We start from the raw sequence: 21,201 nt of genomic DNA, 5'->3' as shown, positions 1-21,201 counted from the left end.
GTCAGGCTCCCTTGCTGCTCTGGTAGCTCTGGCCCCACTGGGGACCCGGTGGCTGGGCGGGCGGCGGCGCGCTCTCGCCCGTGCCGTGTGCGTGGTACTCCACCGCGCCGGCCGTCATCTGCATGAACGCCTCCTCCAGCGAGGCGCGTTGCGCGCTCAGTTCATGCAGCACGATCCGGTGTTCGGCGGCCAGCTCGCCGATCGCCTCGCTGGTGGCGCCGTCGATCTCCAGCGTGCCGTTGCCCGACTCGACCGCGGTGAAGCCGGCGGAGTGGAGCACATCGCGCAGCCCCTCCTGCTGCGGGGAGCGGAGCCGTACATAACTCCTGGAGTTCTCGTGAATGAAATCAGCCATCGACGTGTCGGCCAGCAGCCGGCCCTGTCCGATCACGATCAAGTGTTCGGCGGTCAGGGCCATTTCACTCATCAGATGCGAGGAGACGAAGATCGTTCGTCCCTCCGACGCAAGAGTTTTCATCAGATTGCGGATCCAGTGAATTCCCTCGGGGTCGAGGCCGTTGACCGGCTCGTCGAACATCAGGATCTCCGGATCGCCGAGCAGCGCGGAGGCGATTCCCAGCCGCTGGCCCATACCGAGCGAGAAGCCCTTGGCCTTCTTCTTCGCCACCGCGCTCAGCCCGACGACATCGAGGACCTCGGCGACCCTGGAGGCAGGGATGCGGTTCGCCTGGGCGAGGCAGAGGAGGTTGTTGTACGCGCTCCGGCCGCCGTGCATGGCCTTGGCGTCCAGCAGCGCACCGATGTACTTCAGCGGCTCCTGGAGATCGCGGTAGTGCTTGCCGTCGATCCGGACCGAACCGCTGGTCGGGTTGTCGAGATCGAGCATCATCCGCATCGTCGTCGACTTGCCCGCGCCGTTGGGACCGAGGAAGCCGGTCACGACGCCGGGTTGGACCGTGAAGGAGAGATGGTCGACCGCGGTGAGGCTGCCGAAGCGCTTGGTGAGGCCCTCGAGCTCGATCATGCGGCCACGCTAATGGGGCCCGGTGAGCCCCGCAATCCTGGAAGCCAAGCCTCCGCAAGCGGTTCGGACGCCAAAAACGCCGGGCGGGCCGAAGCCCACCCGGCGTCAGAGGACGCTACCGAGAACCGTGTTAGCGGGACTGCTGCGCCGGGACGCCGCGCGAGATCGGCTCGTCGTCGGCGGGCGTGCCGGCCGCGGCCACGGCCGCACCGGTCAGCGTGGCCAGCATCTCGCGGACGTTGGTCAGCTGAGCGTTGATGGAGTCGCGGCGGTTGGTGAGCGCCGCCAGCTCGCGCTCCGATTCGCTGCGGATCCGGTCGGCCTTGGCGTTCGCGTCGGCCACGATGTCCTCGGCCTGGCGCTGCGCCGTCTCCACCGTCTGACGGGCCCGGCGCTCCGCGTCCGTACGCAGCTTCTCGGCCTCCAGACGCAGCTGCTCGGCGCGGTGCTCGATCTCCGCCAGGCGCTTCTCGGCCTTCGCCTGACGCGAGGCCAGGTCGCGCTCGGACTGCTCGCGGCGCTTGGCGAGGTTCGTCTCGAAGTCCGCGGCGGCCTGGGCGGCCTTGGCGCGGGTCTCCTCGAAGAGCGCGTCGGCCTCCTCGCGCTTGGACTGCGCGTCCTTCTGCGCTTCGCCGCGCAGAGTGGAGGCGTCGCTCTTCGCCTTCTCGACGATGCGGACGCCTTCGTCCTCGGCCTTGGACTTGCGCTCGGCGGCGAACGACTCGGCGTCGTTGCGCACCTGCTGGGCGGCGGACTCGGCGAGCTCACGGTGCTGCTCGGCCGCGCGACGGGCCTCCTCGCGCAGGTCCTTCGCCTCCTCCTCGGCGAGGCGGAGGATCTTCTCGACGCGGGCACCGAGACCGGCGTACGACGGCTCTGCGTCGCTTACCTGAGCCTGGGCGTTCTGCGTCTCGAGGTGGAGCTCCTCGATGCGCTTTTCCAGAGAGGTGATTCGGGCCAGAGCACTATCACGGTCGGCGACGAGCTTGGTAATGCGGTCATCCACCTGACCGCGGTCGTAACCACGCCGCACGAGCTCGAAGCCGAAGGGGGAGGAAGTGTCGCTCATGGGGTTCCTGTCGAATGAGACCGGTGAGGTGATAGGGGGAATCCTAGGGGCCGAAGCGGCGTGTCATCGAGCGGATGCCCGTTTGATATGGAGAATGTCCAGCCTTTTGAGTGGCTAGCCCTCGGACGACTTGCCACTCGAACGTGTAACCCCCGCTGTCGCGCCCGCCTTCACGCCGCCGTCCTTGCCACCGCCCGTCGGCGCCTCGAAAGACTCCAACGCCTCAAGAACGTCCTGGACACGGGAGATCTCGGCCTGAATGTCCTCCCGCCGGCGCACCAGCACATCGAGCTCACGCTTGCCGTCGCCGACCAGACGCGAGGCCTCCGCGTCGGCCTCCGCCTTGACCGCCTCGGCCGCGCGGACCAGCTCTGCCTTCTTCTGGCCGGCCTCCTTGAGGAGCCCCTCAGCCTTCTTGACCGCGGCAATCCGGACCTTTCCGGCCTCCGAATTGGCATCGGACATCAGCTCCTTGGCCTTCGCCCGAGCCTCGGCCAGCTGCTCCTCGGCCGCCTTCACCAGTAGGTCGGCACGCTCGCCCGCCGACCTCAGCTGCTCGGCGGTCTCCCGGCGGGCACGATCGTGCAGCTCCTCGATCTCGGCCTCGACGCGGGCCCGCAGCTCCTCGCCGCGCTCCCGGATCGCCGTGGCGTCCCGCCGTGCGCCGACGAGCAGTTCGTCCGCGTCCGTACGTGACTTCTCCACCAGCGAGTTGCCCTCGACCGTCGCCTCGGAGACCAGCCGCTCGGCCTCCGTGCGGGCCACGCCCACCATGGTGTCGGCCTGCTCCTCGGCCTCGGTGGCCGCGCGCAGCGCCTCCTCCTGGGCCTTGTTGATGAGCTGGTCGGCCTGCTCCGCGGCGTCCGCACGGCGCGTGGCCGCGGCCTTTCGTGCCTCGTCGACCGTACGGTCCGCCTCCTGGCGGGCCTCCGCACGCGTCCGCTCGGCCTCGGCCTCGGCGTCCGCCTTGACCCGCTGGGCCTCGGCCTTGATGCGCTCGGCGGCCTGCTGGGCCGAGCCCACCGTCTCGGCGGCCTCGGCACGCAGCCGCTCCGCCTCGCCGGTCGCCTCGGCGATCAACTGGTCGGCCTGCGTCGCCGCGTCGCCGCGGCGCTTGTCGGCCGCCTGCCGCGCCTCGTCCAGGACCTGCTCGCCGTCCGCGCGGATCCCCGCGTGCAGCCGCTCGGCCTCGGCCACGGCGTCCGCCTTGACCTGCTCGGCGTCCGACAGCGCCTGCGCCGAGTCCGTACGCAGCCGTTCGCTCTCGCTGGACGCCTCGCCGATGAGCCGGTCGGCCTGGGTGGCGGCGTCGGAGCGGATGCGGTTGGCGTCCTCGCGTGCCTCGGCGCGGGCGCGGGAAGCGTCCTGCTCGGCGGTGGCGAGCGCGTCGCTCGCCTCCGTACGCATCCGCTGGACGTACTCCGCGGTGTCCGCGCGCAGCCGGTCCGACTCGTTGATCGCTTCCGTGACGGTCCGCTCGGCGAGCTGGTTCGCCGCGTCGGTCTCCTCCTGAGCCCTGACGCGCAGCCGGGCCGCGTCGTCGGTGGCCCGCTCCCGCTCGGCGTGCGCGTCGGCGCGGACCCGGTCCGCCTCCTCCTGCGCCTCGGACCTGGTGCGCTCGGCCGCGTGCTCGGCGGCGGAACGCAGTCCGGTGATCTCCTGCTCGGCCTGCTCGTGCAGTCCGTTGACGGAGTCCCGTACCTGCTTGGCGGTCTGCTCGGCGGCCGCGACCATCTCGGTGGCACGGCGGTCGGCCTCCTCGACCAGCCGGTGCGCCTCGGTCTGCGCCTCGTCGACGCGGTTGCGCGCCGAGGCGAGAAGCTCCTCGCTCTGCTCGCGGGCCCGCTCGCGCTCCTGGTCCGCCTCACCGCGCGCGGACGCCAGGATCTCCTCGGCCTCGCGGCGGCGGCGTACGGCCTCCTCCTGCGCGGCGCCGAGCGCTTCCGCGGCCTCCACGCCGATCCGGTCGGCGGCGGCCGCGGCCTCAGCGCGCAGCCGGTCGGCGGTGTCCTGCGCCTCGCTCTTGAGCCGCTCGGCCTCGGCGGCGGCGTCGCTGCGCAGCCGTACCGCGATGTTCTCGGCCTCGGCACGGGTCGTCGACGCGTCGGAAGCGGCTTCCGTACGCAGCCGTTCGGCCTCGTGCTCGGCCTGCGCCTGGAGCGTACGGATCCGCTCCGCCGCCTCCGAACGCAGCCGCTCGGTCTCCTCGGCCGCCTCGCGGCGGATCCGCTCGGCCTCGCCCCGGGAGTCCGCGAGGTTCTGCTCGGCGGCGGTGATACGGGACTCGGCCTCGGTGTGCAGCCGGGTCAGCTCGTCGGCGGCCTCCGCCTGACGGGCCGACACTCCGCGCTCGGTCTCCTCGCGCAGCGCCTCCGCAGCCTGCTCGGCCGCGGACTTGACGCCCTCCGCCTGCTCCTCGGCCTCGGCACGCAGCCGGTCGGCCTCGGCACGGGTGCGCTCCAGCGTCTCCTCGACCTGCTTGCGCAGCGTGGTGGCCCGCTCGATGGCCTCCGTGCGGACGCGCTCGCTGTCGGTGCTCGCCGCGGCCCGCATCTCGTCGGCGTCCGCACGCGCCTTCGTCAGCAGCTCCTCGGCGGTGCTGGCCGCCTCCTCGATCTGCTGGACGGCCTCGCGCCGCGCCTCGCCGCGGATCCGCTCACCCTCGGCGACCGCCTCGGAACGCAGCTGCTCGGCCTCGCCGCGCAGCCGGCGCGCCTCCTCCTGCAGCTCGACCGTCTTGGCGCGGTACTCCTTGGTGTCGTCCTTGGCCGCGCCCTTGAGCTGGTCGGCCTGCTCGGCGGCATCGCCGCGCAGCCGGTCCGCCTCGGACTCGGCCTCGCGGCGGATCCGCTCGGCCTCCTCGCCCGCCTTGCGGGTGGTGGCCCTGGCGTCCTCGGACGCCTTGTTCAGTACTTCCTCGGCGGTACGGGCCGCCTTCGCGAGCTGGGCGGCCGAGTCCTCGGCCGCGACCGTCTTCGCCTTCTCTGCGGCGCCCGCGACCAGCTTCTCGGCCTCCGCGCGGGCGTCGGCGACGGCCTGCTCGGCCTCCGCCTTGAGCGCCTCCGCTTCGGTGGTGGCCTCGCCGACCAGCCGCGCGATCTCGGCTTTGGCGGTCCTGGTGCGCTGCTCGTTGACGGACTCGGCGGACGCCACCTGCTTGGACGCCGAGTCCTTGGCCTCGGCGAGTACCTTCTCGGCCTCCGCGCGGGCCTCGCGAAGCTTCTCTTCCGCTTCCTGGAGGCGCTGATCGGCGGCGCGGCTCAGTTCGGCTGCCTGCTGGCGGGCGCTGTCGGACTCGGCGCTGGTGGAGGAGCGCAGCTGCTCGGCGTGGCTGGTGGCCTCGTGTGCCTGGTTGGACGCGGCGTTCAGCAGCCGCTCGGCGTCCTTGCGGGCCCGCAGCAGGATCGCTTCGGCTTCGGCGCGGGCCGACTCCGCCTCGGAGCCGAGCCGCCGGGTGGCCTCTTCGGCGACGCGGGTGGCCTCGGCGCGGGCCGCCGCCAGCGACTGCTCGGACTCGGCCCGGGACTCCTCGAGCAGCCGGCGGGCCTGTGCCTCGGTACGGGCACGCAGCTGCTCGGCCCAGGCCACGTTCTCGTTGACATGCGCCTCGACGGTCTGGCGGCGCTCGGCCAGCTCCTGGTCAAGGCGCTGACGGCGCTGGTTGGCCTCGGTGTGCAGTTCGGCCTGGAGCCGGGCCTGGTGCTCGGCGTGCTCCTGGAGGATGCGCTGGGTCTGTGCGCGGACCTCGCGCAGTTCACGCTCGGCGTCGGAGCGCAGCTGGTCGGCCTGGATCTGGGCGTTACGGAGCAGCTGCTCGGCCTGATAGCCGACGTCGGCGCTGTCGTAGGCGGGACGGGTCGCGAGACTGCGGCGCGCCTCATGGAGCTTGGCGCGCAACACCTCGACCTGATAGCCGAGGTCCTCGGCGTGCTGGACGGCCTTCTCCCGCTCGGTTTTCAGCCGGTCCATCTCGGCCTCGAACCGCGAGAGATGGTCGTCGTCAGCTCGGTGGCTCTCCTGGCGTTCGTAGCCCCGCACTGCGCGGTCCCATCCGTCCCCTGGTCGCAACTGTCTCCAAACGAGCACCGTTCGCCGGCGAACGGCCCCCCGGGGAATGGTGACAGATCAGCGGAGGGGACGCGGCGCGGCCCCGACCCGGCCCCGGCCCGGAATCGCCCACTCTACCGGGCCGGGAATCCAGAGGTCAGTGGTCCGTTGCAGAGGTGACGAGTTCGGTGAGAACGCCGTGGCAGTCCTTGGGGTGGAGAAAAGTGATACGGGAGCCCATGGAGCCGATACGGGGCTCGTCGTAGAGAACCCGCACACCCTTGTCACGGATGGACTGGGCGTCGCCGTCCACGTCGGCCGTGCCGAAGGCGATGTGGTGGACCCCTTCACCGTTCTTGGCCAGCCACTTCCCGACGGCCGAGTCCTCCCGGGTGGGCTCCAGGAGCTGGAGGTAGGAGGCGCCGCCGTCGGACGTCTCATTGATCTTGAGCATGGCTTCCCGTACGCCCTGCTCCTCGTTGACCTCGCTGTGGAAGACCTCGAAGCCGTACGTGGCACGGTAGAACTCAACGGTCTTGTCGAGGTCGAAACAGGCGATCCCGATGTGGTCGATTCGCGTCAGCATGCTCCCAGTGCAGCGCTCCACGGTGTGGTTACGCAACGTGCGCGCGATCACACCGGCTGCCCGGTGACCTGGAGCCGTACCGCTCAGTACATTGAAGTAAACCCTCGTTCACTCCTCAGCTCCGTGCTGGAAGGGGATCCTGCTCATGTCTGGAACGACCGGTACCACCTCAGTGATCGTCGCGGGCGCCCGTACGCCCATGGGGCGGCTGCTCGGCTCCCTCAAGTCCTTCTCCGGCGCCGATCTCGGCGGCTTCGCCATCAAGGCGGCGCTGGACCGGGCGGGCATCGGCCCCGACCAGGTGCAGTACGTGATCATGGGACAGGTGCTGCAGGCCGGCGCCGGCCAGATCCCGGCGCGCCAGGCCGCGGTCAAGGCCGGCATCCCGATGAGCGTCCCCGCGCTCACCGTCAACAAGGTCTGTCTCTCCGGCCTCGACGCCATCGCGCTCGCGGACCAGCTGATCCGCGCCGGCGAGTTCGACATCGTCGTCGCCGGCGGCCAGGAGTCGATGACCAACGCGCCGCATCTGCTGCCGAAGTCTCGCGAGGGCTTCAAGTACGGCGCGATCGAGATGCTCGACTCGATGGCGTACGACGGACTCACCGACTCCTTCGAGGGCGTCGCCATGGGCGAGTCCACGGAGAAGCACAACACCAGGCTCGGCATCGCCCGCCCGGAGCAGGACGAGATCGCGGCGCTGTCGCACCAGCGGGCCGCGGCCGCGCAGAAGAACGGCATCTTCGAGGCGGAGATCACGCCCGTGGAGATCCCGCAGCGCAAGGGTGAGCCGGTCGTCTTCAGCAAGGACGAGGGCATCCGCGCCGACACGACGGTCGAGTCGCTGGGCAAGCTGCGCCCGGCCTTCGCCAAGGACGGCACGATCACGGCCGGCACGTCCTCGCAGATCTCGGACGGCGCTGCGGCGGTCGTGGTGATGAGCAAGGCCAAGGCCGAGGAGCTGGGCCTGGAGTGGATCGCGGAGATCGGCGCGCACGGAAACGTGGCGGGTCCCGACAACTCCCTGCAGTCCCAGCCGTCCAACGCGATCCAGCATGCGCTGCGCAAGGAGGGCATCGGCGTCGAGAGCCTCGACCTCATCGAGATCAACGAGGCGTTCGCCGCGGTCGCCGTGCAGTCAATGAAGGACCTTGGCGTGTCCCTGGAAAAGGTGAATGTCAACGGTGGTGCGATTGCCCTGGGGCACCCGATCGGCATGTCCGGCGCGCGGGTGGTCCTGCACCTGGCGCTGGAGCTGAAGCGCCGTGGCGGCGGCGTCGGTGCGGCCGCGCTGTGCGGTGGCGGCGGACAGGGCGACGCGCTGATCGTCCGCGTGCCCGGCGCCGGCAAGTAAGGAGTCCAGGCAGGTAAGGAGCACGTAGATGGTGGACGTCCCCCAGCTGGTTGCCCAGGCGAGGGAGGGCCGGCCGAGGGCCGTGGCCCGGCTGATCTCACTCGTCGAGGGGGCGTCCCCACAGCTGCGTGAGGTGATGGCGACGCTGGCCCCGCTGACCGGCGGGGCGTACGTGGTGGGCCTGACGGGTTCGCCCGGCGTCGGCAAGTCCACGTCCACGTCGGCGCTGGTGACGGCGTACCGGCGGGCCGGGAAGCGGGTCGGCGTGCTGGCTGTCGACCCGTCGTCGCCGTTCTCCGGCGGGGCGCTGCTCGGCGACCGGGTCCGGATGTCCGACCACGCGTCGGACCCGGGCGTCTACATCCGCTCGATGGCCACGCGCGGGCACCTGGGCGGCCTGGCGTGGGCCGCGCCGCAGGCGATCCGCGTGCTGGACGCTGCGGGGTGCGAGGTGATCCTCGTGGAGACGGTGGGCGTCGGCCAGTCCGAGGTCGAGATCGCGTCCCAGGCGGACACGTCGGTCGTGCTTCTCGCCCCCGGGATGGGCGACGGCATCCAGGCAGCAAAGGCGGGCATCCTCGAGATCGGCGACGTGTACGTCGTCAACAAGGCGGACCGCGACGGCGCGGACGCGACGGCCCGCGAGCTCAACCACATGCTGGGCCTGGGCGAGGCGCGGGGCCCGGGGGACTGGCGGCCGCCGATCGTGAAGACGGTCGCGGCGCGGAGCGAGGGCATCGACGAGGTGGTCGAGGCGCTGGAGAAACACCGCGCCTGGATGGAGGAACACGGCGTTCTCGCGGAGCGTCGCGCCCGCCGGGCGGCGGGCGAGGTGGAAACGATCGCGGTCACGGCCCTGCGGGAACGGATCGGGGACCTGCACGGCGACCGGCGGCTGGGCGCGCTGGCGGAACGGATCGTGGCGGGCGAACTGGACCCGTACTCGGCGGCGGACGAACTGGTCTCGAGCCTGACGAAGTCCTGAGCGGGACCGTTCAAGAACCCGGGGGTTCGTGCTCAGGACCCCCGGGGCTCGCACTCCGGACTCGCGGGGCCCTCTGGCCCCCGGGGCCGCCGCCTCCGCGCTGCGGGCGCGGCGGCACTCGGCCAACTGCTGGACAACGCCTGGCGCCGCCCTCGCCCGCCCCTGGCCGCGCGGCGCCCCGGATCACACCTTCCCGCGCCTCCCGCGCAGATGGTCCGCCACCGGCGAGAGCGACGCCCGCAGCTCCGCCAGCGCCTCCGGCGTCAGCAGGTCGATGAAGTGCTTGCGTACGGACGCGACATGGTGCGGTGCGACCTTCTGCATCGTCTCGACGCCGAGGTCGGTCAGCACCGCGTACAGCCCGCGCCGGTCGGACTCGCAGTTCTCCCTGCGGACCAGGCCGGCGTTTTCCATGCGGGTGATCTGGTGGGAGAGGCGGCTCTTGGACTGGAGCGTGGCGGCGGCGAGATCGCTCATCCGCATCCTGCGCTCCGGGGACTCCGAGAGGTTGACCAGGATCTCGTAGTCGTTGTTGGTCAGGCCGAACGGCTGGAGGTCCTTCTCGAGCTGGTGCATCAGCAGTCTGCTGACGTCCAGGTGGGTACGCCAGGCGCACTGCTCGTCATCGGTCAGCCAGCGGGTGGCCGTCTCGGTCTCCATGTATGGATTCTACCTAAGAAGTTGAAAGACGGACGAAGTCGGAGAGTGTGACGCCCGGCACCGCCGAGCGGGATGTGCTGCGTAGAGATGTGCTGCGTACGTGGGGGTGCAGACGTTCGACGTCACACTCCGCAGACTACCGCTCACAGGCCGAAGCGACGCTGGAGGTCCCCCAGTTGTCCGGGCAGGCGGGGTGCGGACCCGTGTTGACCTGGGATTCCGGTGCCGCCGTGGCCGCCCGGGACGCCCGCCTGGTGCGGTACGGCGCCGGTCGCCGTCTCCGCCATCAGGGTCTCGGTCGACTGCAGCAGAACCGTGCCCGCGCCGACGAACTCGAACTGGTGCTCCTCCCCGGAGGCTCCGCCGATCCCCGTCAGCTGGCGCAGCCCGCCCATCACGCCGGTCATGTACCCGTGGTCGTAGTGATGGCACGGCGAAGGGCAGTCGGCCCAGCCCACCAGAGCCTGCGGATCCACCTTGATCGGCGGTTCCATGAACACCACGGGACCGTTCGACGCGGCGACGAACTTTCCGGTTCCGATCAGCGTCAGAAAGCCCGGCACGATCGACTGCTTCAGCGCCAGCGTCGGCTGGTAGGCCAGCAGATTCCCGGACCGGATCGTCAGATTCCCGTTGTCCAGGTCGAACGAGTTGACGTCGAAGGCGCGGTCCGCGAGCAGCATCTTGCCGCTGCCCTCCGCCACGACCCAGTCGCTCGCGTGCAGCGGCGAGTGGAACGACGTCCGCAGCAGCCGGTCGAAGCGGCCGTGGCCAATTCCGTTGAAGTCGATGCGCCCGTAGTAGGCGATCATCTTGCCCTTCTGCAGGAACCACTGGCTGCCCTTGAGCTCCACGCAGAAGGTGTACGCATTGACGTTGTCGTCACTCGGCAGCGTCATCGGGTCGAAGACCACAGGACCGGTCACAGCTTCTCCTCCGAGGCCTGTACGTACACCGCGCCACTGCCGCTCAGCTCCAGCTGGAACGCCTCGCCCGAGCCGCGCCCCACCATGTCGCGCCAACCCAGCGCGGTGGAGAGCTTGTTGCGTACGTCGCCGTGGTGCGCGACATACGCCTGCGGGTCCACATGGACGGCCCGCCCCTGCGTGATCGGCAGCTCGATGACCCCGCCGTGCGCCATCACCGCGACCGCGCCATGGCCCTTGAGCGTGGTGGTGAACAGACCCTGGCCGGTCACCTGGCCGCGGACCATGCCCATGACCCCGCCCTGCGAGCCCATGAACATCGTGCCCTGCTGCAGCGTGCCGTCGAAGGCGAGCAGCCGGTCCGCCTCGACGAACAGCGTGTCGCCGGTCAGCTGGATCACCTGGATGTGATGGCCGCCGTGGCCGAACATCACCGTGCCGCTGCCCTCGACCGTCATCAGCGGCGTGGCCTCGTTGGCCACCCGCCGGCCGATCATCGACGCCAGACCGCCCTGCCCGCCCTGCATGTTGGGCGTGAAGCTGACCTCGCCGCGGTACGCGAGCATCGCGCCGCGCTGGCTGAACAACTTCTGGCCGGGAGCGATCGTCGCCTCGACCATCTTCGAGTTGATCTCACGGAACGGCATCAGACGTCGCCTCCGACGGTGTTCCGCTCGCTCGGCTGGACATACACCAGGCCATCGCCCTCGAAGCGGATCTGGAAGGCCTCGCCGCCGCCCTCGCCCATGAAGGTGCGGAAGGTCACACCCGACTGGAAGTTCTGCTGGAGGTTGCCCTGATGGGCGATGTACGCGCCGGGATCGACGGAGAGCGGGTACTGCGGCGTGACGCGCAGCACCACAGCCGGACCGTCCGACATGATCGCCGCCTGGCCGGTGCCCTCGACGGTGGTGGTGAACAGGCCGTTGCCCGTCGCACCGCCGCGCAGGCCGGTGAAGCTGGTTCCGGTGCGCAGGCCCGCGTCCGTGCAGAGCAGATTGCTCGCCTCGACGTACAGCTTGTCGCCGTGCAGATTCACCAGGTTGATCTCGGAGGCGCGGTCGGCGAAGTAGCAGGTGCCCTGCCCCTTCACCTCCATCATCACCATCTGCTCGCCGGTCAGCCGGCGGGTGACCATCCCGCGGATGCCCTCACCGCCGCCGGACATCTTTTTGAACGCCATCTGGCCGTCGTACGCGACCATCGAGCCGTTCTTCGCTTTGACGGCGTCACCGGTCATGTCGACGGCGAGCACCTTGCTGCCTTGCAGTCGGAACATTGCCACGGGGTGACGTTATAGGGCGGTACGCGGCACGAACAGATCCTGAGGAATGATCGCAACCCTGACCCCGACCCTGACAAAGGTCCGGCAAAGCCCGATGCCACAATGGGGTCGCCCTTGTGCATCCATTCACAAGATCAACCGAAGGTGCCCCCGTGGACATCAAGACCGCCTCGTCCCTCCACCGTCTCCGCCTGGTCTCCGCGCCGGAGGCTGTGTCGTTCCTCCTCCTGCTCGTCTGCTCCGTGCTCAAGCGCACGACGGAGTTCAACGCGGTCCCGGTCATGGGCGCGATCCACGGCGTGCTCTTCATCCTCTATGTGCTGTTCTGGCTCGACGCCTGGAACCGCACCAAGTGGGACCTCAAGACGGCGGCCCTGTACTTCGTGCTCTCCGTCCTCCCCTTCGGCGGCTTCTTCGCCGAGCGCAAGCTCAAGCGCGCCGCCGACGACGAGGTCATCGCCTCCCGCGCCCGTCGCGAAGGCTCGGTCAAAGCGTGATCGTCGCCTTCTCGGTCACCCCGCTCGGTGTCGGTGAGGACGTCGGCGAGTACGTCGCCGACGCCGTGCGGGTCGTCCGTGAGTCGGGTCTGCCGAACCGCACCGACGCGATGTTCACCTCGATAGAAGGTGACTGGGACGAGGTGATGGACGTGGTCAAGCGCGCCGTCGCGGCGGTCGAGGCGCGCGCCCCGCGCGTCTCGGTGGTCCTCAAGGCCGACATCCGACAGGGCGTCACCGACGGACTCACCTCCAAGGTCGAGACCGTGGAGCGGCACCTCTCCGCCTGAACTCCTCAGTCCCTGGATCCGGCCAGCGCGATGCCCAGCGGCGTGCGCTCGTACAGAACTTGGTGTCCGTAGCGGCGCGAGGTCAGCAGGCCCGCGTCCCGCAGCACCGACAGATGCGCCGATACGGACGACGGCGCCAGGCCGAGCCGGTGTGCGAGCGCCGTCGTCCCCGCCGGTTCGTCGAGCGCGACGAGCACGGCGGCGCGGCCGGGGCCCAGCAGCCGGGCCAGAACCTCCGGTGCGCTGTCGGACGGCTCGGCCCACAACGCGCCGATGCCGCGCGCCGGGTAGACGACGGTCGGCTGCCACGGCGGTTCGAAGCCGGTCACGATGTCCGGCCAGCAGTAGACGCTGGGCATCAGCATCAGGCCCTGACCGCCCAGGTCCCGTACATGATCACTGGTCGTGGCCAGGGTCAGCGTGCCGTCGGCCCAGCTGAGCCGCGGATGCAGATCGGCGAACAGCCCCTCCAGTCCGGTCTCGGCCAACCGCCGTGAGTGGAAGGCGACATCGGCCTCGAGCAGCGCGCGCAGCCGCGGCCACTCCGGCTCGACGAGCGCGTGCCAGGCCCGCTCCAGACAGTCGGCGAGCTCCTGCACGGCCCGCGCGGGGTCCTTGATGAGGGCCCTGCCCTGCTCACTCTCCGCGGCTCCCGGCGTGCACGAGAGCGCCCACGCCATGTCGTGCCGCGCGGCCTCGGGATCGGCGGCCCGTACGGCGGCGATCTCCTCCTCGAAGGACGCGGCGGGTCCGATGGGCGGCGGCCCGAGGAAGTCCGGGGTGTGTCCTCGGTGCGGCATCAGCAGCCACAGCGTGGAGAGGTCGAGCCCGGCGGCCTCCCGCCGTATCCGCCGGAGCCAGGGCTGGTGGTAGCTGTGCCGGTCGGGCCGCTTGAGGGTGCGTACGGCTTCCTGCGTCTCCCAGAGCGGCGAGACGGCGAACCGGATCCGCAGGAGATCGGCCTCGCGGAAGTGCATGAAGGACGGCATGGTGCCCCTGGGATTCGGCTGCGGCCGAAAGTCTAGGGCTGGGCGCAACTGGTCGGCAGGCTGCGGCAGATGAGCTCTTCCCTCAACCCGCCCTTTCCCGAAGCGGCAGGCGAGCCCCCGGCCTCCCTTGCGTCTCGCGCTCCGGGCACGGCCTCTGCCCGGCCGGAGGCCGAGACGGCCACGAGCCCAGACCCCGCCGGGCCGGGTCCGGGCGAAGAGCCCGAGCCCGCCCACCGCGAAGGCGGCACTCGTGGCTACCGCGCGGTCTTCCGTGTCGTCGAGTTCCGCTACGTCTTCGTCGCGCATCTCATGTCGTTGCTCGGCGTCGTCGTCTGCGAGATCGCGCTCACCGTTGTCGTCTACCGGCTCACCGGGTCGCCTCTCCTCAGCGCTCTCACCTTCGCGCTCGGGTTCCTGCCGTACCTCGTCGGCGGCACCCTGCTCGCCGGGGTCGCCGACAAGTACCCGGCCCGTCGTGTGCTCGTCGTCTGCGATCTGGTGTGTGCCGCGTGCGCGGCCGCGATGGTGGTGCCGGCGGTGCCCGTCGCGGCTCTGCTTGTGCTCCGGTGCTGCATCGCCGCGATCTCGCCCGTCTTCAACGGCACCCGGACCGCGACCCTCGCCGACATCCTCGGCGACGGCGACCTCTTCGTCCTCGGCCGGTCCCTGCTGCGCATCGTCGCGCAGAGCGCCGTGCTCACCGGCTTCGGACTCGGCGGGCTGCTGCTCGCGGTCGTACCGCCGCGCGCCGTGCTCGCCCTCACCGCGTGCACCTTCCTCGGGTCCGCGCTGCTGCTGCGCTTCGGCACCAAACGGCGGGCCGCACGCGACGCCGACAGCGGCGCCCTGCTGCGTTCCTCGCTCGCCGGCGCCCGGCAGGTCTTCGCCGACCGGCGGCTGCGCGTGCTGATGCTGCTGTTCTGGGTGCCGCCGATGTTCAGCGTCGCGCCCGAGGTGCTGGCCACCCCGTACGCGGATGACATCGGCATCGGCCCGGCCGGTCTCGGCCTGCTGATGTGCGCGCTTCCGGTCGGCACGATCGCCGGTGAGCTGTACGCCGGTTCCGTACTCGGTCCCGCCGCCCGCTCCCGTATCGCCCTCCCGCTCGCCGCCGTCATCCTGCTGCCGTTCCTCGCTTATGTCCTTACGCCCGGCCTCGGCTGGGCGCTCCTCGTGCTCGTGGTGTCCGGCGCGGGGAACGCGTACACCCTCGGCGTCGACCGGTGGTTCATCGAGGCCGTCCCGGACGAACTCCGCGGCCGCGCCATGACGTTGCTGCACGCCGGGCTGATGACGATCCAGGGCGTCGGCATGGCGCTCGCCGGTCTCGCGGCGGAGTTCTTCGCGGTGAGCACGGTCGTCGCCGGGGCCGGAGCCATCGGCACGCTCTGCTGTCTACTGCTGGTCGCACAGGCCAGGAGGACCGCCGGAGGACCGAAGAGCGAGACGGGGCTGACCGCCATGTGACCAGTCGGTAGGGTCGGTGCCGTGCCGAAGCCGCTCAGCCTTCCCTTCGACCCCATCGCCCGCGCCGACGAGCTCTGGCAGCAGCGCTGGGGCCCCGTGCCGTCGATGGCCGCCATCACCTCGATCATGCGCGCGCACCAGATCCTGCTCGCCGAGGTGGACGCCGTCGTCAAGCCGTACGGGCTGACCTTCGCGCGCTACGAGGCGCTGGTGCTGCTCACCTTCTCCAAGGCCGGTGAGCTGCCGATGTCCAAGATCGGCGAGCGGCTGATGGTCCACCCGACCTCCGTGACCAACACCGTGGACCGCCTGGTGAGGTCCGGCCTGGTCGACAAGCGGCCCAATCCGAACGACGGCCGCGGCACGCTCGCGTCCATCACCGCGAAGGGCCGCGAGGTGGTGGAGGCGGCGACCAGCGACCTGATGGAGATGGACTTCGGCCTCGGCGCGTACGACGCGGAGGAGTGCGGGGAGATCTTCGCGATGCTGCGCCCGCTCCGTATCTCGGCCAGCGACTTCGACGAGAAGTAGCCGAGTACCGGTCGTGAAGCGGTCGCGAAGCAGCCCACGGGCGGGCCGTCCGACCCGGCCGTAGATCGCCCTTTGCGTCCGGTTACGCTCATGCCCATGAAGTCGAATGTGCTGTCCCGCTACCGGGTGATGGCGTACGTCACCGCCGTATGGCTGCTGGTCTTCACCGTCGCGATCATCGCGAAGTACGGGTTCGAGACCGGCGACACCATGTTGATCTCGCAGATCCACGGTGTGCTGTTCATCATCTACGTCATCTTCGCCTTCGATCTGGGCTCCAAGGCGAAGTGGCCGTTCGGCAAGCTGCTGTGGGTACTGGCGGCCGGCTGCATCCCTGTGGCCTCCTTCTTTGTCGAGCCGAAGATCACCCGTGAGGTCCGCCCGCTGATCACGGACAGTGACGCGGCGACCGTCGAGGCGTAGGCGCGAGGCGTAACACACACCACCGAGAGCAGGCTCCCGGCGGTGTCCCATCGACATTTACTAGGACGTCCTAGTAAATTCGAAGGTATGGACGCTCATGCCATCGAGGAAGGCCGCCAGCGCTGGCAGGCCCGGTACGACGCCGCGAAGAAGCGCGACGCAGACTTCACCACGCTCTCCGGCGATCCGGTCGAGCCCGTCTACGGGCCACGGCCCGGCGACACCTACGACGGCTTCGAGCGGATCGGCTGGCCCGGTGAGTACCCCTTCACCCGTGGCCTGCACGCGACCGGCTACCGCGGCCGTACCTGGACCATCCGCCAGTTCGCCGGCTTCGGCAATGCCGAGCAGACGAACGAGCGCTACAAGATGATCCTGGCCAACGGCGGCGGCGGGCTCTCCGTCGCCTTCGACATGCCGACGCTGATGGGCCGCGACTCCGACGACCCCCGCTCGCTCGGCGAGGTCGGCCACTGCGGCGTCGCCATCGACTCCGCAGCCGACATGGAGGTCCTGTTCAAGGACATCCCGCTCGGCGACGTCACCACATCGATGACGATCTCCGGACCCGCGGTGCCGGTCTTCTGCATGTATCTGGTCGCGGCGGAGCGCCAGGGCATCGACCCGGGCGTCCTCAACGGCACGCTGCAGACCGACATCTTCAAGGAGTACATCGCGCAGAAGGAGTGGCTCTTCCAGCCCGAGCCGCATCTGCGCCTGATCGGCGACCTGATGGAGCACTGCGCGCAGGGCATCCCCGCGTACAAGCCGCTGTCGGTCTCCGGCTACCACATCCGCGAGGCCGGAGCGACGGCCGCGCAGGAGCTGGCGTACACGCTCGCGGACGGCTTCGGCTATGTCGAGCTGGGCCTCAGCCGTGGCATGGACGTGGACACCTTCGCGCCCGGCCTGTCCTTCTTCTTCGACGCGCACCTCGACTTCTTCGAGGAGATCGCCAAGTTCCGTGCGGCGCGCCGGATCTGGGCGCGCTGGATGAAGGAGGTGTACGGCGCGAAGACGGACAAGGCGCAGTGGCTGCGCTTCCACACGCAGACCGCCGGCGTCTCGCTCACCGCGCAGCAGCCGTACAACAACGTCGTACGCACCGCGGTCGAGGCGCTCTCCGCGGTCCTCGGCGGCACCAACTCCCTGCACACCAACGCGCTGGACGAGACCCTGGCCCTGCCCAGCGAGCAGGCCGCGGAGATCGCGCTGCGCACGCAGCAGGTGCTGATGGAGGAGACGGGCGTCGCCAACGTCGCCGACCCGCTGGGCGGTTCGTGGTACGTCGAGCAGCTCACCGACCGGATCGAGGCAGACGCCGAGAAGATCTTCGACCAGATCAAGGAGCGCGGCCGCCGGGCACACCCCGACGGACAGCACCCGATCGGCCCGGTCACCTCCGGCATTCTGCGCGGCATCGAGGACGGCTGGTTCACCGGCGAGACCGCGGAGTCCGCCTTCCGGTACCAGCAGGCGCTGGAGAAGGGCGACAAGCGGGTTGTGGGCGTCAACGTCCACCACGGCTCTGTCACCGGCGATCTGGAGATCCTGCGGGTCAGCCACGAGGTCGAACGCGAGCAGGTGCGGGTCCTCGCGGACCGCAAGTCCGGCCGCGACGAGGCGCTCGTACGGTCCTCGCTGGAGGCGATGCTGACGGCGGCCCGGGACGGCTCGAACATGATCGCCCCGATGCTGGACGCGGTCCGCGCGGAGGCGACGCTGGGCGAGATCTGCGACGCGCTGCGGGACGAGTGGGGCACGTACACGGAGCCGCCGGGCTTCTGACCGTACGGAGAGGGGGGCGGGTCTCCCGCCCCCTGCTCAACTCCGGAGCCTCAACCTCGGAACCTCAACCTCCGAGCGTCAACCTCCGTGCCTCAACCTCCGAGTGAGGCCAGGCCCGACACCAGCAGCGCCGAGAAGCTGCGGGCCCACTCCTCGTCCACCGGTTCCGCGCTGACCAGGGTGCGGTGGACCACCGCGCCCGCGATCACGTCGAAGATCAGGTCCGCGTTGCGGGCGGCCGTCTCGGCGTCCTCCTCGTACGGGAGCTCGCCGCGGGCCTGCGCGCGTGCCCGGCCCTGAAGAACCAGCCGCTTCTGGCGGTCGACGATCGCGGATCGGATACGGCCCCGCAGCGCGTCGTCGCGTGTCGACTCCGCGACCACCGCCATCAGCGCCGTTCTCGCCTCCGGCCGCGCCAGCAGTGCGGCGAACTGCAGCACCACACCTTCCACGTCGGCCACCAGGCTTCCGCGGTCCGGGAGTTCGAGCTCGTCGAAGAGAACGGCGACGGCGTCGACGACAAGCTCGTTCTTGTTCGTCCAGCGGCGGTAGAGCGTGGTCTTGGCGACCCCGGCCCGGGTGGCCACGTCGCCCATCGTCAGCTTCGACCAGCCCAGCTCGACGAGCGCGGCCCGGGTCGCGTCGAGGATCGCGCTGTCGGCCTCGGCGCTGCGCGGGCGGCCCGTACGACCTGTTCGTACGGTTTTGGGGCGGGTGTGGCTGCACATGACGGCGACCATACCGGCCGGTAGGCGCTGCGCTGTGAGGCAGTTCACCGGAGGTTTCTCACACGCCGGAGTGCTGTGCAGTTACGCTACGACCTGTAGCGAAAGCCTTGACCGGGCTGGAGCGACAACCACAGGCGTGGGTGGGGACCCGCGCCGATCTTCAGGATCGCTTTTCGTATGCGCGCGTGGAGGGGGGAGGATGTACTCATGCAGCCTAGGAACATGTCCATGAGCGGCGTCGTCGACCTCGCCGCGGTGAAGGCGGCCGGTGAGGCCAAGGCGAAGGCGGAGCAGGCCCGTGCCGAGGCCGCCCGCCAAGGCGGCGGCGGTGCCGTAGCCCCCTCCAGTCTGGTGATCGACGTCGATGAGGCCGGCTTCGAGCGCGACATCCTCCAGCGCTCCGCCGAGGTCCCGGTCGTCATCGACTTCTGGGCCGAGTGGTGCGAGCCGTGCAAGCAGCTCAGCCCGGTGCTCGAGCGGCTGGCGCAGGAGTACAACGGCCGGTTCGTGCTTGCCAAGATCGACGTCGACGCCAACCAGATGCTGATGCAGCAGTTCGGGATCCAGGGGATCCCGGCGGTCTTCGCGGTGGTGGCCGGCCAGGCCCTGCCGCTCTTCCAGGGCGCGGCGCCCGAGGCCCAGATCCGCGGCACCCTCGACCAGTTGATCCAGGTCGCCGAGGAGCGCTTCGGCCTGACCGGCGTCACGGTCGATTCGGACGCGGCGGGCGAGGAGCCCGCGGCCGAGGCCGCTGTGCCGGCCGGACCGTACGACGCCCTGCTGGAAGCGGCCGTACAGGCGCTGGACGCGGGAGACTTCGGCGGCGCGGTGCAGGCGTACAAGAACGTGCTGTCCGACGACCCCGGCAACACCGAGGCCAAGCTCGGCCTGGCCCAGGCCGAACTGCTGGGCCGTGTCCAGGAGATGGACCCGCAGAAGGCGCGCCAGGAGGCTGCGGACAATCCGGCCGATGTCGCCGCCCAGATCGCGGCGGCGGACCTGGATCTGGTCGGCGGCCATGTGGAGGACGCGTTCGGCCGGCTCGTCGAGACGGTCCGCCGCACGGCGGGCGAGGACCGGGACGCGGCGCGCGTGCGACTGCTGGAGCTCTTCGAGGTGGTCGGTCCGGACGATCCGCGAGTGACGTCTGCGCGTTCGGCGCTGGCGCGGGTCCTGTTCTGATCGGCTTCTGAACCGTGCCTTGGGCATGTTTGAAAGTCCTGTGCTGAACGTTCCGTTCCGCCTGGTCTGCGGGTTTTGCGGCGGTGGCGTCCGGGGGGCGCCACCGCCGTTTTGGCGACACAGTGACAAAAGGCGACGTCTCTTTACTAAAACTTGGTAATCGGAGCGGCTGTTACTTGCAGTAAATCAACCTCCTTATTCTGTCCGTATTTTGGCGGCAATCTCCCCTTCTGGTGACGCGCTGTGCGGCACCCTGCGTACATGTGCGATGTCAGCCGGTCGTTGCGTGGTTATCAGGCCGTTACTAGCGAGTAACGAACCCCCTTGTGTCCCGGCCTGGAATGGACCACGATCGGCCACGCTCGGTCCAATACCGCACCAGCCCGGCCCCTCAGTCGTGCCGCGGTTCTTGGGTCCCCACCGGGTCGGCCGGCGGCAGGTGCGCCGGTCGCGGACAGGGGGGTTCCTGCTCAACGGCAGGGCCTGTCCGACAGGTTGTGCGTGACAAGTCAGGCGCGACCAGTGGTTGTCGCTCGGGGGTGATCGCCGGTGTTTCGGACGCGGTTCGCGCCTGAAGAGCGGGCGCTCTCCTTCCCGAGGACGTAGCACTTCTCCCATCAAAGGACGGACTTGAGGTCCGGACCGGAGATGTACGTCCGAGAAGGAGGAAAGTCATGGAGTCAGTGACTCGGGGCGGAACCAGATGGAAGCGGTTCGCCCTTGTCATGGTGCCGAGTGTGGCCGCGACGGCTGCGATAGGCATCGGCCTGGCACAGGGCGCGCTGGCCGCGTCATTCAGCATCTCCGGCCAGGAGTTCAAGGTCCGTGCCGACAGTCTTGTCGGTACCGACTTCGTGCAGTACGGCAGCATCGCCAAGGGCAAGGATCTTGAGGGCAAGGACTTTGCGGCCCCCGTTGCCGTGTCCGGCTTCAAGACCGCCACGATCACGAACATGTGTCAGTCGGTCGTGACGCCCAAGGTGCCGTTCATCGGCAATGTGAGCCTCGAGCTCACCGCCGGTGGCAAGGGGCACGACCCGGTCTTCGCCAAGGACATCTACCTGGACGTCTCGGACCTCGAGGCGGACGCGGAGTTCGGCGACATCGACATCGGCGTCGCGGCGGGCTCGCTGAAGAACCCGGGAATTCAGCCGGGCACCCAGGCGAACCCGTACGGCTTCTCGCAGCGCGCCAAGAACGCGACGCTGACCGATGTGAAGCAGAAGGCCTGGGCGACCACGGCCGGCACGTTCAAGCTCAGCGGTCTGAAGTTGAAGCTGCACAAGGGTGTCAAGGAGTGCTTCTAAGGAGCACCGCTCCTCTTAGCACTCCGGACGGGCCGGGGCCGTCTCAGCGAGGCCCCTGCCCGGTCCACCCACCTCACCACTTTCTATGAGCAAGACCGCTTC

At 69.8% G+C, this 21,201-nt stretch carries 20 protein-coding genes; 10 read left to right on the top strand and 10 right to left on the bottom strand.

Annotated features, from left to right (window positions below; all coding sequences use genetic code 11):
- Position 1: 1 nt before the first annotated feature.
- The 4 genes from ACH4YL_RS08070 to mce form a co-directional block, all read right to left on the bottom strand.
- Positions 2-985 (bottom strand): ABC transporter ATP-binding protein, encoded by a 984-nt coding sequence (locus ACH4YL_RS08070; RefSeq protein WP_398505937.1) that lies wholly within the window; start codon positions 983-985, stop codon positions 2-4.
- 130 nt (positions 986-1,115) lie between these two features.
- Complete coding sequence (locus ACH4YL_RS08065) at positions 1,116-2,054, bottom strand: cellulose-binding protein (protein ID WP_398505935.1); 939 nt, start codon at positions 2,052-2,054, stop codon at positions 1,116-1,118.
- 114 nt (positions 2,055-2,168) lie between these two features.
- Positions 2,169-6,092 carry a polarized growth protein Scy gene (scy, locus tag ACH4YL_RS08060; protein WP_398505934.1) on the bottom strand — a complete coding sequence of 1,308 codons (3,924 nt, stop codon included), beginning with the start codon at positions 6,090-6,092 and terminating at the stop codon, positions 2,169-2,171.
- Positions 6,093-6,258: 166 nt separating this feature from the next.
- Positions 6,259-6,687 carry a methylmalonyl-CoA epimerase gene (gene mce, locus ACH4YL_RS08055; protein WP_398505932.1) on the bottom strand — a complete coding sequence of 143 codons (429 nt, stop codon included), beginning with the start codon at positions 6,685-6,687 and terminating at the stop codon, positions 6,259-6,261.
- 145 nt (positions 6,688-6,832) lie between these two features.
- On the opposite strand from mce, the gene ACH4YL_RS08050 reads away from it, so the two are divergent.
- Together ACH4YL_RS08050 and meaB are read left to right on the top strand one after the other, a co-directional pair.
- Positions 6,833-8,041: an acetyl-CoA C-acetyltransferase gene (locus ACH4YL_RS08050; RefSeq protein ID WP_398505930.1), complete on the top strand. Its 1,209-nt coding sequence runs from the start codon at positions 6,833-6,835 to the stop codon at positions 8,039-8,041.
- Positions 8,042-8,069: 28 nt separating this feature from the next.
- Positions 8,070-9,026 (top strand): methylmalonyl Co-A mutase-associated GTPase MeaB, encoded by a 957-nt coding sequence (meaB, locus tag ACH4YL_RS08045; RefSeq protein ID WP_398505929.1) that lies wholly within the window; start codon positions 8,070-8,072, stop codon positions 9,024-9,026.
- Positions 9,027-9,209: 183 nt separating this feature from the next.
- Here the strand turns inward: meaB and ACH4YL_RS08040 are convergent, their stop codons facing one another.
- The 4 genes from ACH4YL_RS08040 to ACH4YL_RS08025 form a co-directional block, all read right to left on the bottom strand.
- Positions 9,210-9,686, bottom strand: a complete 477-nt coding sequence (locus ACH4YL_RS08040; RefSeq protein ID WP_398505927.1) for a MarR family winged helix-turn-helix transcriptional regulator — start codon at positions 9,684-9,686, stop codon at positions 9,210-9,212.
- Positions 9,687-9,829: 143 nt separating this feature from the next.
- Entirely contained in the window at positions 9,830-10,612 is a 783-nt protein-coding gene (locus ACH4YL_RS08035; RefSeq protein WP_398505925.1) for an AIM24 family protein, read from the bottom strand.
- The gene (locus ACH4YL_RS08030; protein ID WP_398505924.1) at positions 10,609-11,259 is read right to left on the bottom strand and encodes an AIM24 family protein; all 651 of its coding nucleotides are present in this window, start codon (positions 11,257-11,259) and stop codon (positions 10,609-10,611) included. The genes ACH4YL_RS08035 and ACH4YL_RS08030 overlap by 4 nt, the downstream gene beginning before the upstream one ends.
- Positions 11,259-11,891, bottom strand: coding sequence for an AIM24 family protein (locus ACH4YL_RS08025; RefSeq protein ID WP_398506619.1), 633 nt, complete (start codon positions 11,889-11,891; stop codon positions 11,259-11,261). Before ACH4YL_RS08025 ends, ACH4YL_RS08030 begins: the two co-directional genes overlap by 1 nt.
- A gap of 158 nt (positions 11,892-12,049) precedes the next feature.
- Between ACH4YL_RS08025 and ACH4YL_RS08020 the strand changes: the two genes are divergently transcribed.
- Both ACH4YL_RS08020 and ACH4YL_RS08015 read left to right on the top strand, forming a co-directional pair.
- Positions 12,050-12,394 carry a DUF3817 domain-containing protein gene (locus ACH4YL_RS08020; protein WP_398505922.1) on the top strand — a complete coding sequence of 115 codons (345 nt, stop codon included), beginning with the start codon at positions 12,050-12,052 and terminating at the stop codon, positions 12,392-12,394.
- Positions 12,391-12,684 (top strand): MTH1187 family thiamine-binding protein, encoded by a 294-nt coding sequence (locus ACH4YL_RS08015; RefSeq protein WP_398505921.1) that lies wholly within the window; start codon positions 12,391-12,393, stop codon positions 12,682-12,684. The genes ACH4YL_RS08020 and ACH4YL_RS08015 overlap by 4 nt, the downstream gene beginning before the upstream one ends.
- A 5-nt stretch (positions 12,685-12,689) precedes the next feature.
- Here the strand turns inward: ACH4YL_RS08015 and ACH4YL_RS08010 are convergent, their stop codons facing one another.
- Positions 12,690-13,673 (bottom strand): DUF5937 family protein, encoded by a 984-nt coding sequence (locus ACH4YL_RS08010; protein ID WP_398505920.1) that lies wholly within the window; start codon positions 13,671-13,673, stop codon positions 12,690-12,692.
- Positions 13,674-13,742: 69 nt separating this feature from the next.
- On the opposite strand from ACH4YL_RS08010, the gene ACH4YL_RS08005 reads away from it, so the two are divergent.
- The 4 genes from ACH4YL_RS08005 to ACH4YL_RS07990 all read left to right on the top strand — a co-directional run bounded on the left by ACH4YL_RS08005 (position 13,743) and on the right by ACH4YL_RS07990 (position 17,882).
- A complete protein-coding gene (locus ACH4YL_RS08005; protein WP_398505918.1) occupies positions 13,743-15,140 on the top strand; it encodes an MFS transporter in 1,398 nt (465 codons plus the stop codon).
- A gap of 21 nt (positions 15,141-15,161) precedes the next feature.
- Entirely contained in the window at positions 15,162-15,671 is a 510-nt protein-coding gene (locus tag ACH4YL_RS08000) for a MarR family winged helix-turn-helix transcriptional regulator (protein WP_398505917.1), read from the top strand.
- A gap of 96 nt (positions 15,672-15,767) precedes the next feature.
- Complete coding sequence (locus ACH4YL_RS07995) at positions 15,768-16,094, top strand: DUF3817 domain-containing protein (RefSeq protein WP_398505916.1); 327 nt, start codon at positions 15,768-15,770, stop codon at positions 16,092-16,094.
- 87 nt (positions 16,095-16,181) lie between these two features.
- Entirely contained in the window at positions 16,182-17,882 is a 1,701-nt protein-coding gene (locus ACH4YL_RS07990) for a methylmalonyl-CoA mutase (protein WP_398505914.1), read from the top strand.
- A 92-nt stretch (positions 17,883-17,974) separates the two neighbouring features.
- On the opposite strand, the gene ACH4YL_RS07985 is transcribed toward ACH4YL_RS07990, so the two are convergent.
- On the bottom strand, positions 17,975-18,622 hold the full coding sequence (locus ACH4YL_RS07985; protein ID WP_398506617.1) for a TetR/AcrR family transcriptional regulator: 648 nt from the start codon (positions 18,620-18,622) through the stop codon (positions 17,975-17,977).
- Between the two features lie 195 nt (positions 18,623-18,817).
- Between ACH4YL_RS07985 and ACH4YL_RS07980 the strand changes: the two genes are divergently transcribed.
- Positions 18,818-19,792 (top strand): tetratricopeptide repeat protein, encoded by a 975-nt coding sequence (locus tag ACH4YL_RS07980; RefSeq protein WP_398505912.1) that lies wholly within the window; start codon positions 18,818-18,820, stop codon positions 19,790-19,792.
- A gap of 674 nt (positions 19,793-20,466) precedes the next feature.
- Positions 20,467-21,099, top strand: a complete 633-nt coding sequence (locus ACH4YL_RS07975; protein ID WP_398505910.1) for a DUF6230 family protein — start codon at positions 20,467-20,469, stop codon at positions 21,097-21,099.
- Positions 21,100-21,201 lie beyond the last annotated feature (102 nt).

This window comes from Streptomyces sp. NPDC020681, assembly GCF_044334895.1.
In the GTDB taxonomy this organism is placed as follows: domain Bacteria; phylum Actinomycetota; class Actinomycetes; order Streptomycetales; family Streptomycetaceae; genus Streptomyces.
The sequence above is the reverse complement of the archived record's forward strand: the minus strand, read 5'-3'. Positions and strand labels throughout refer to the sequence as shown.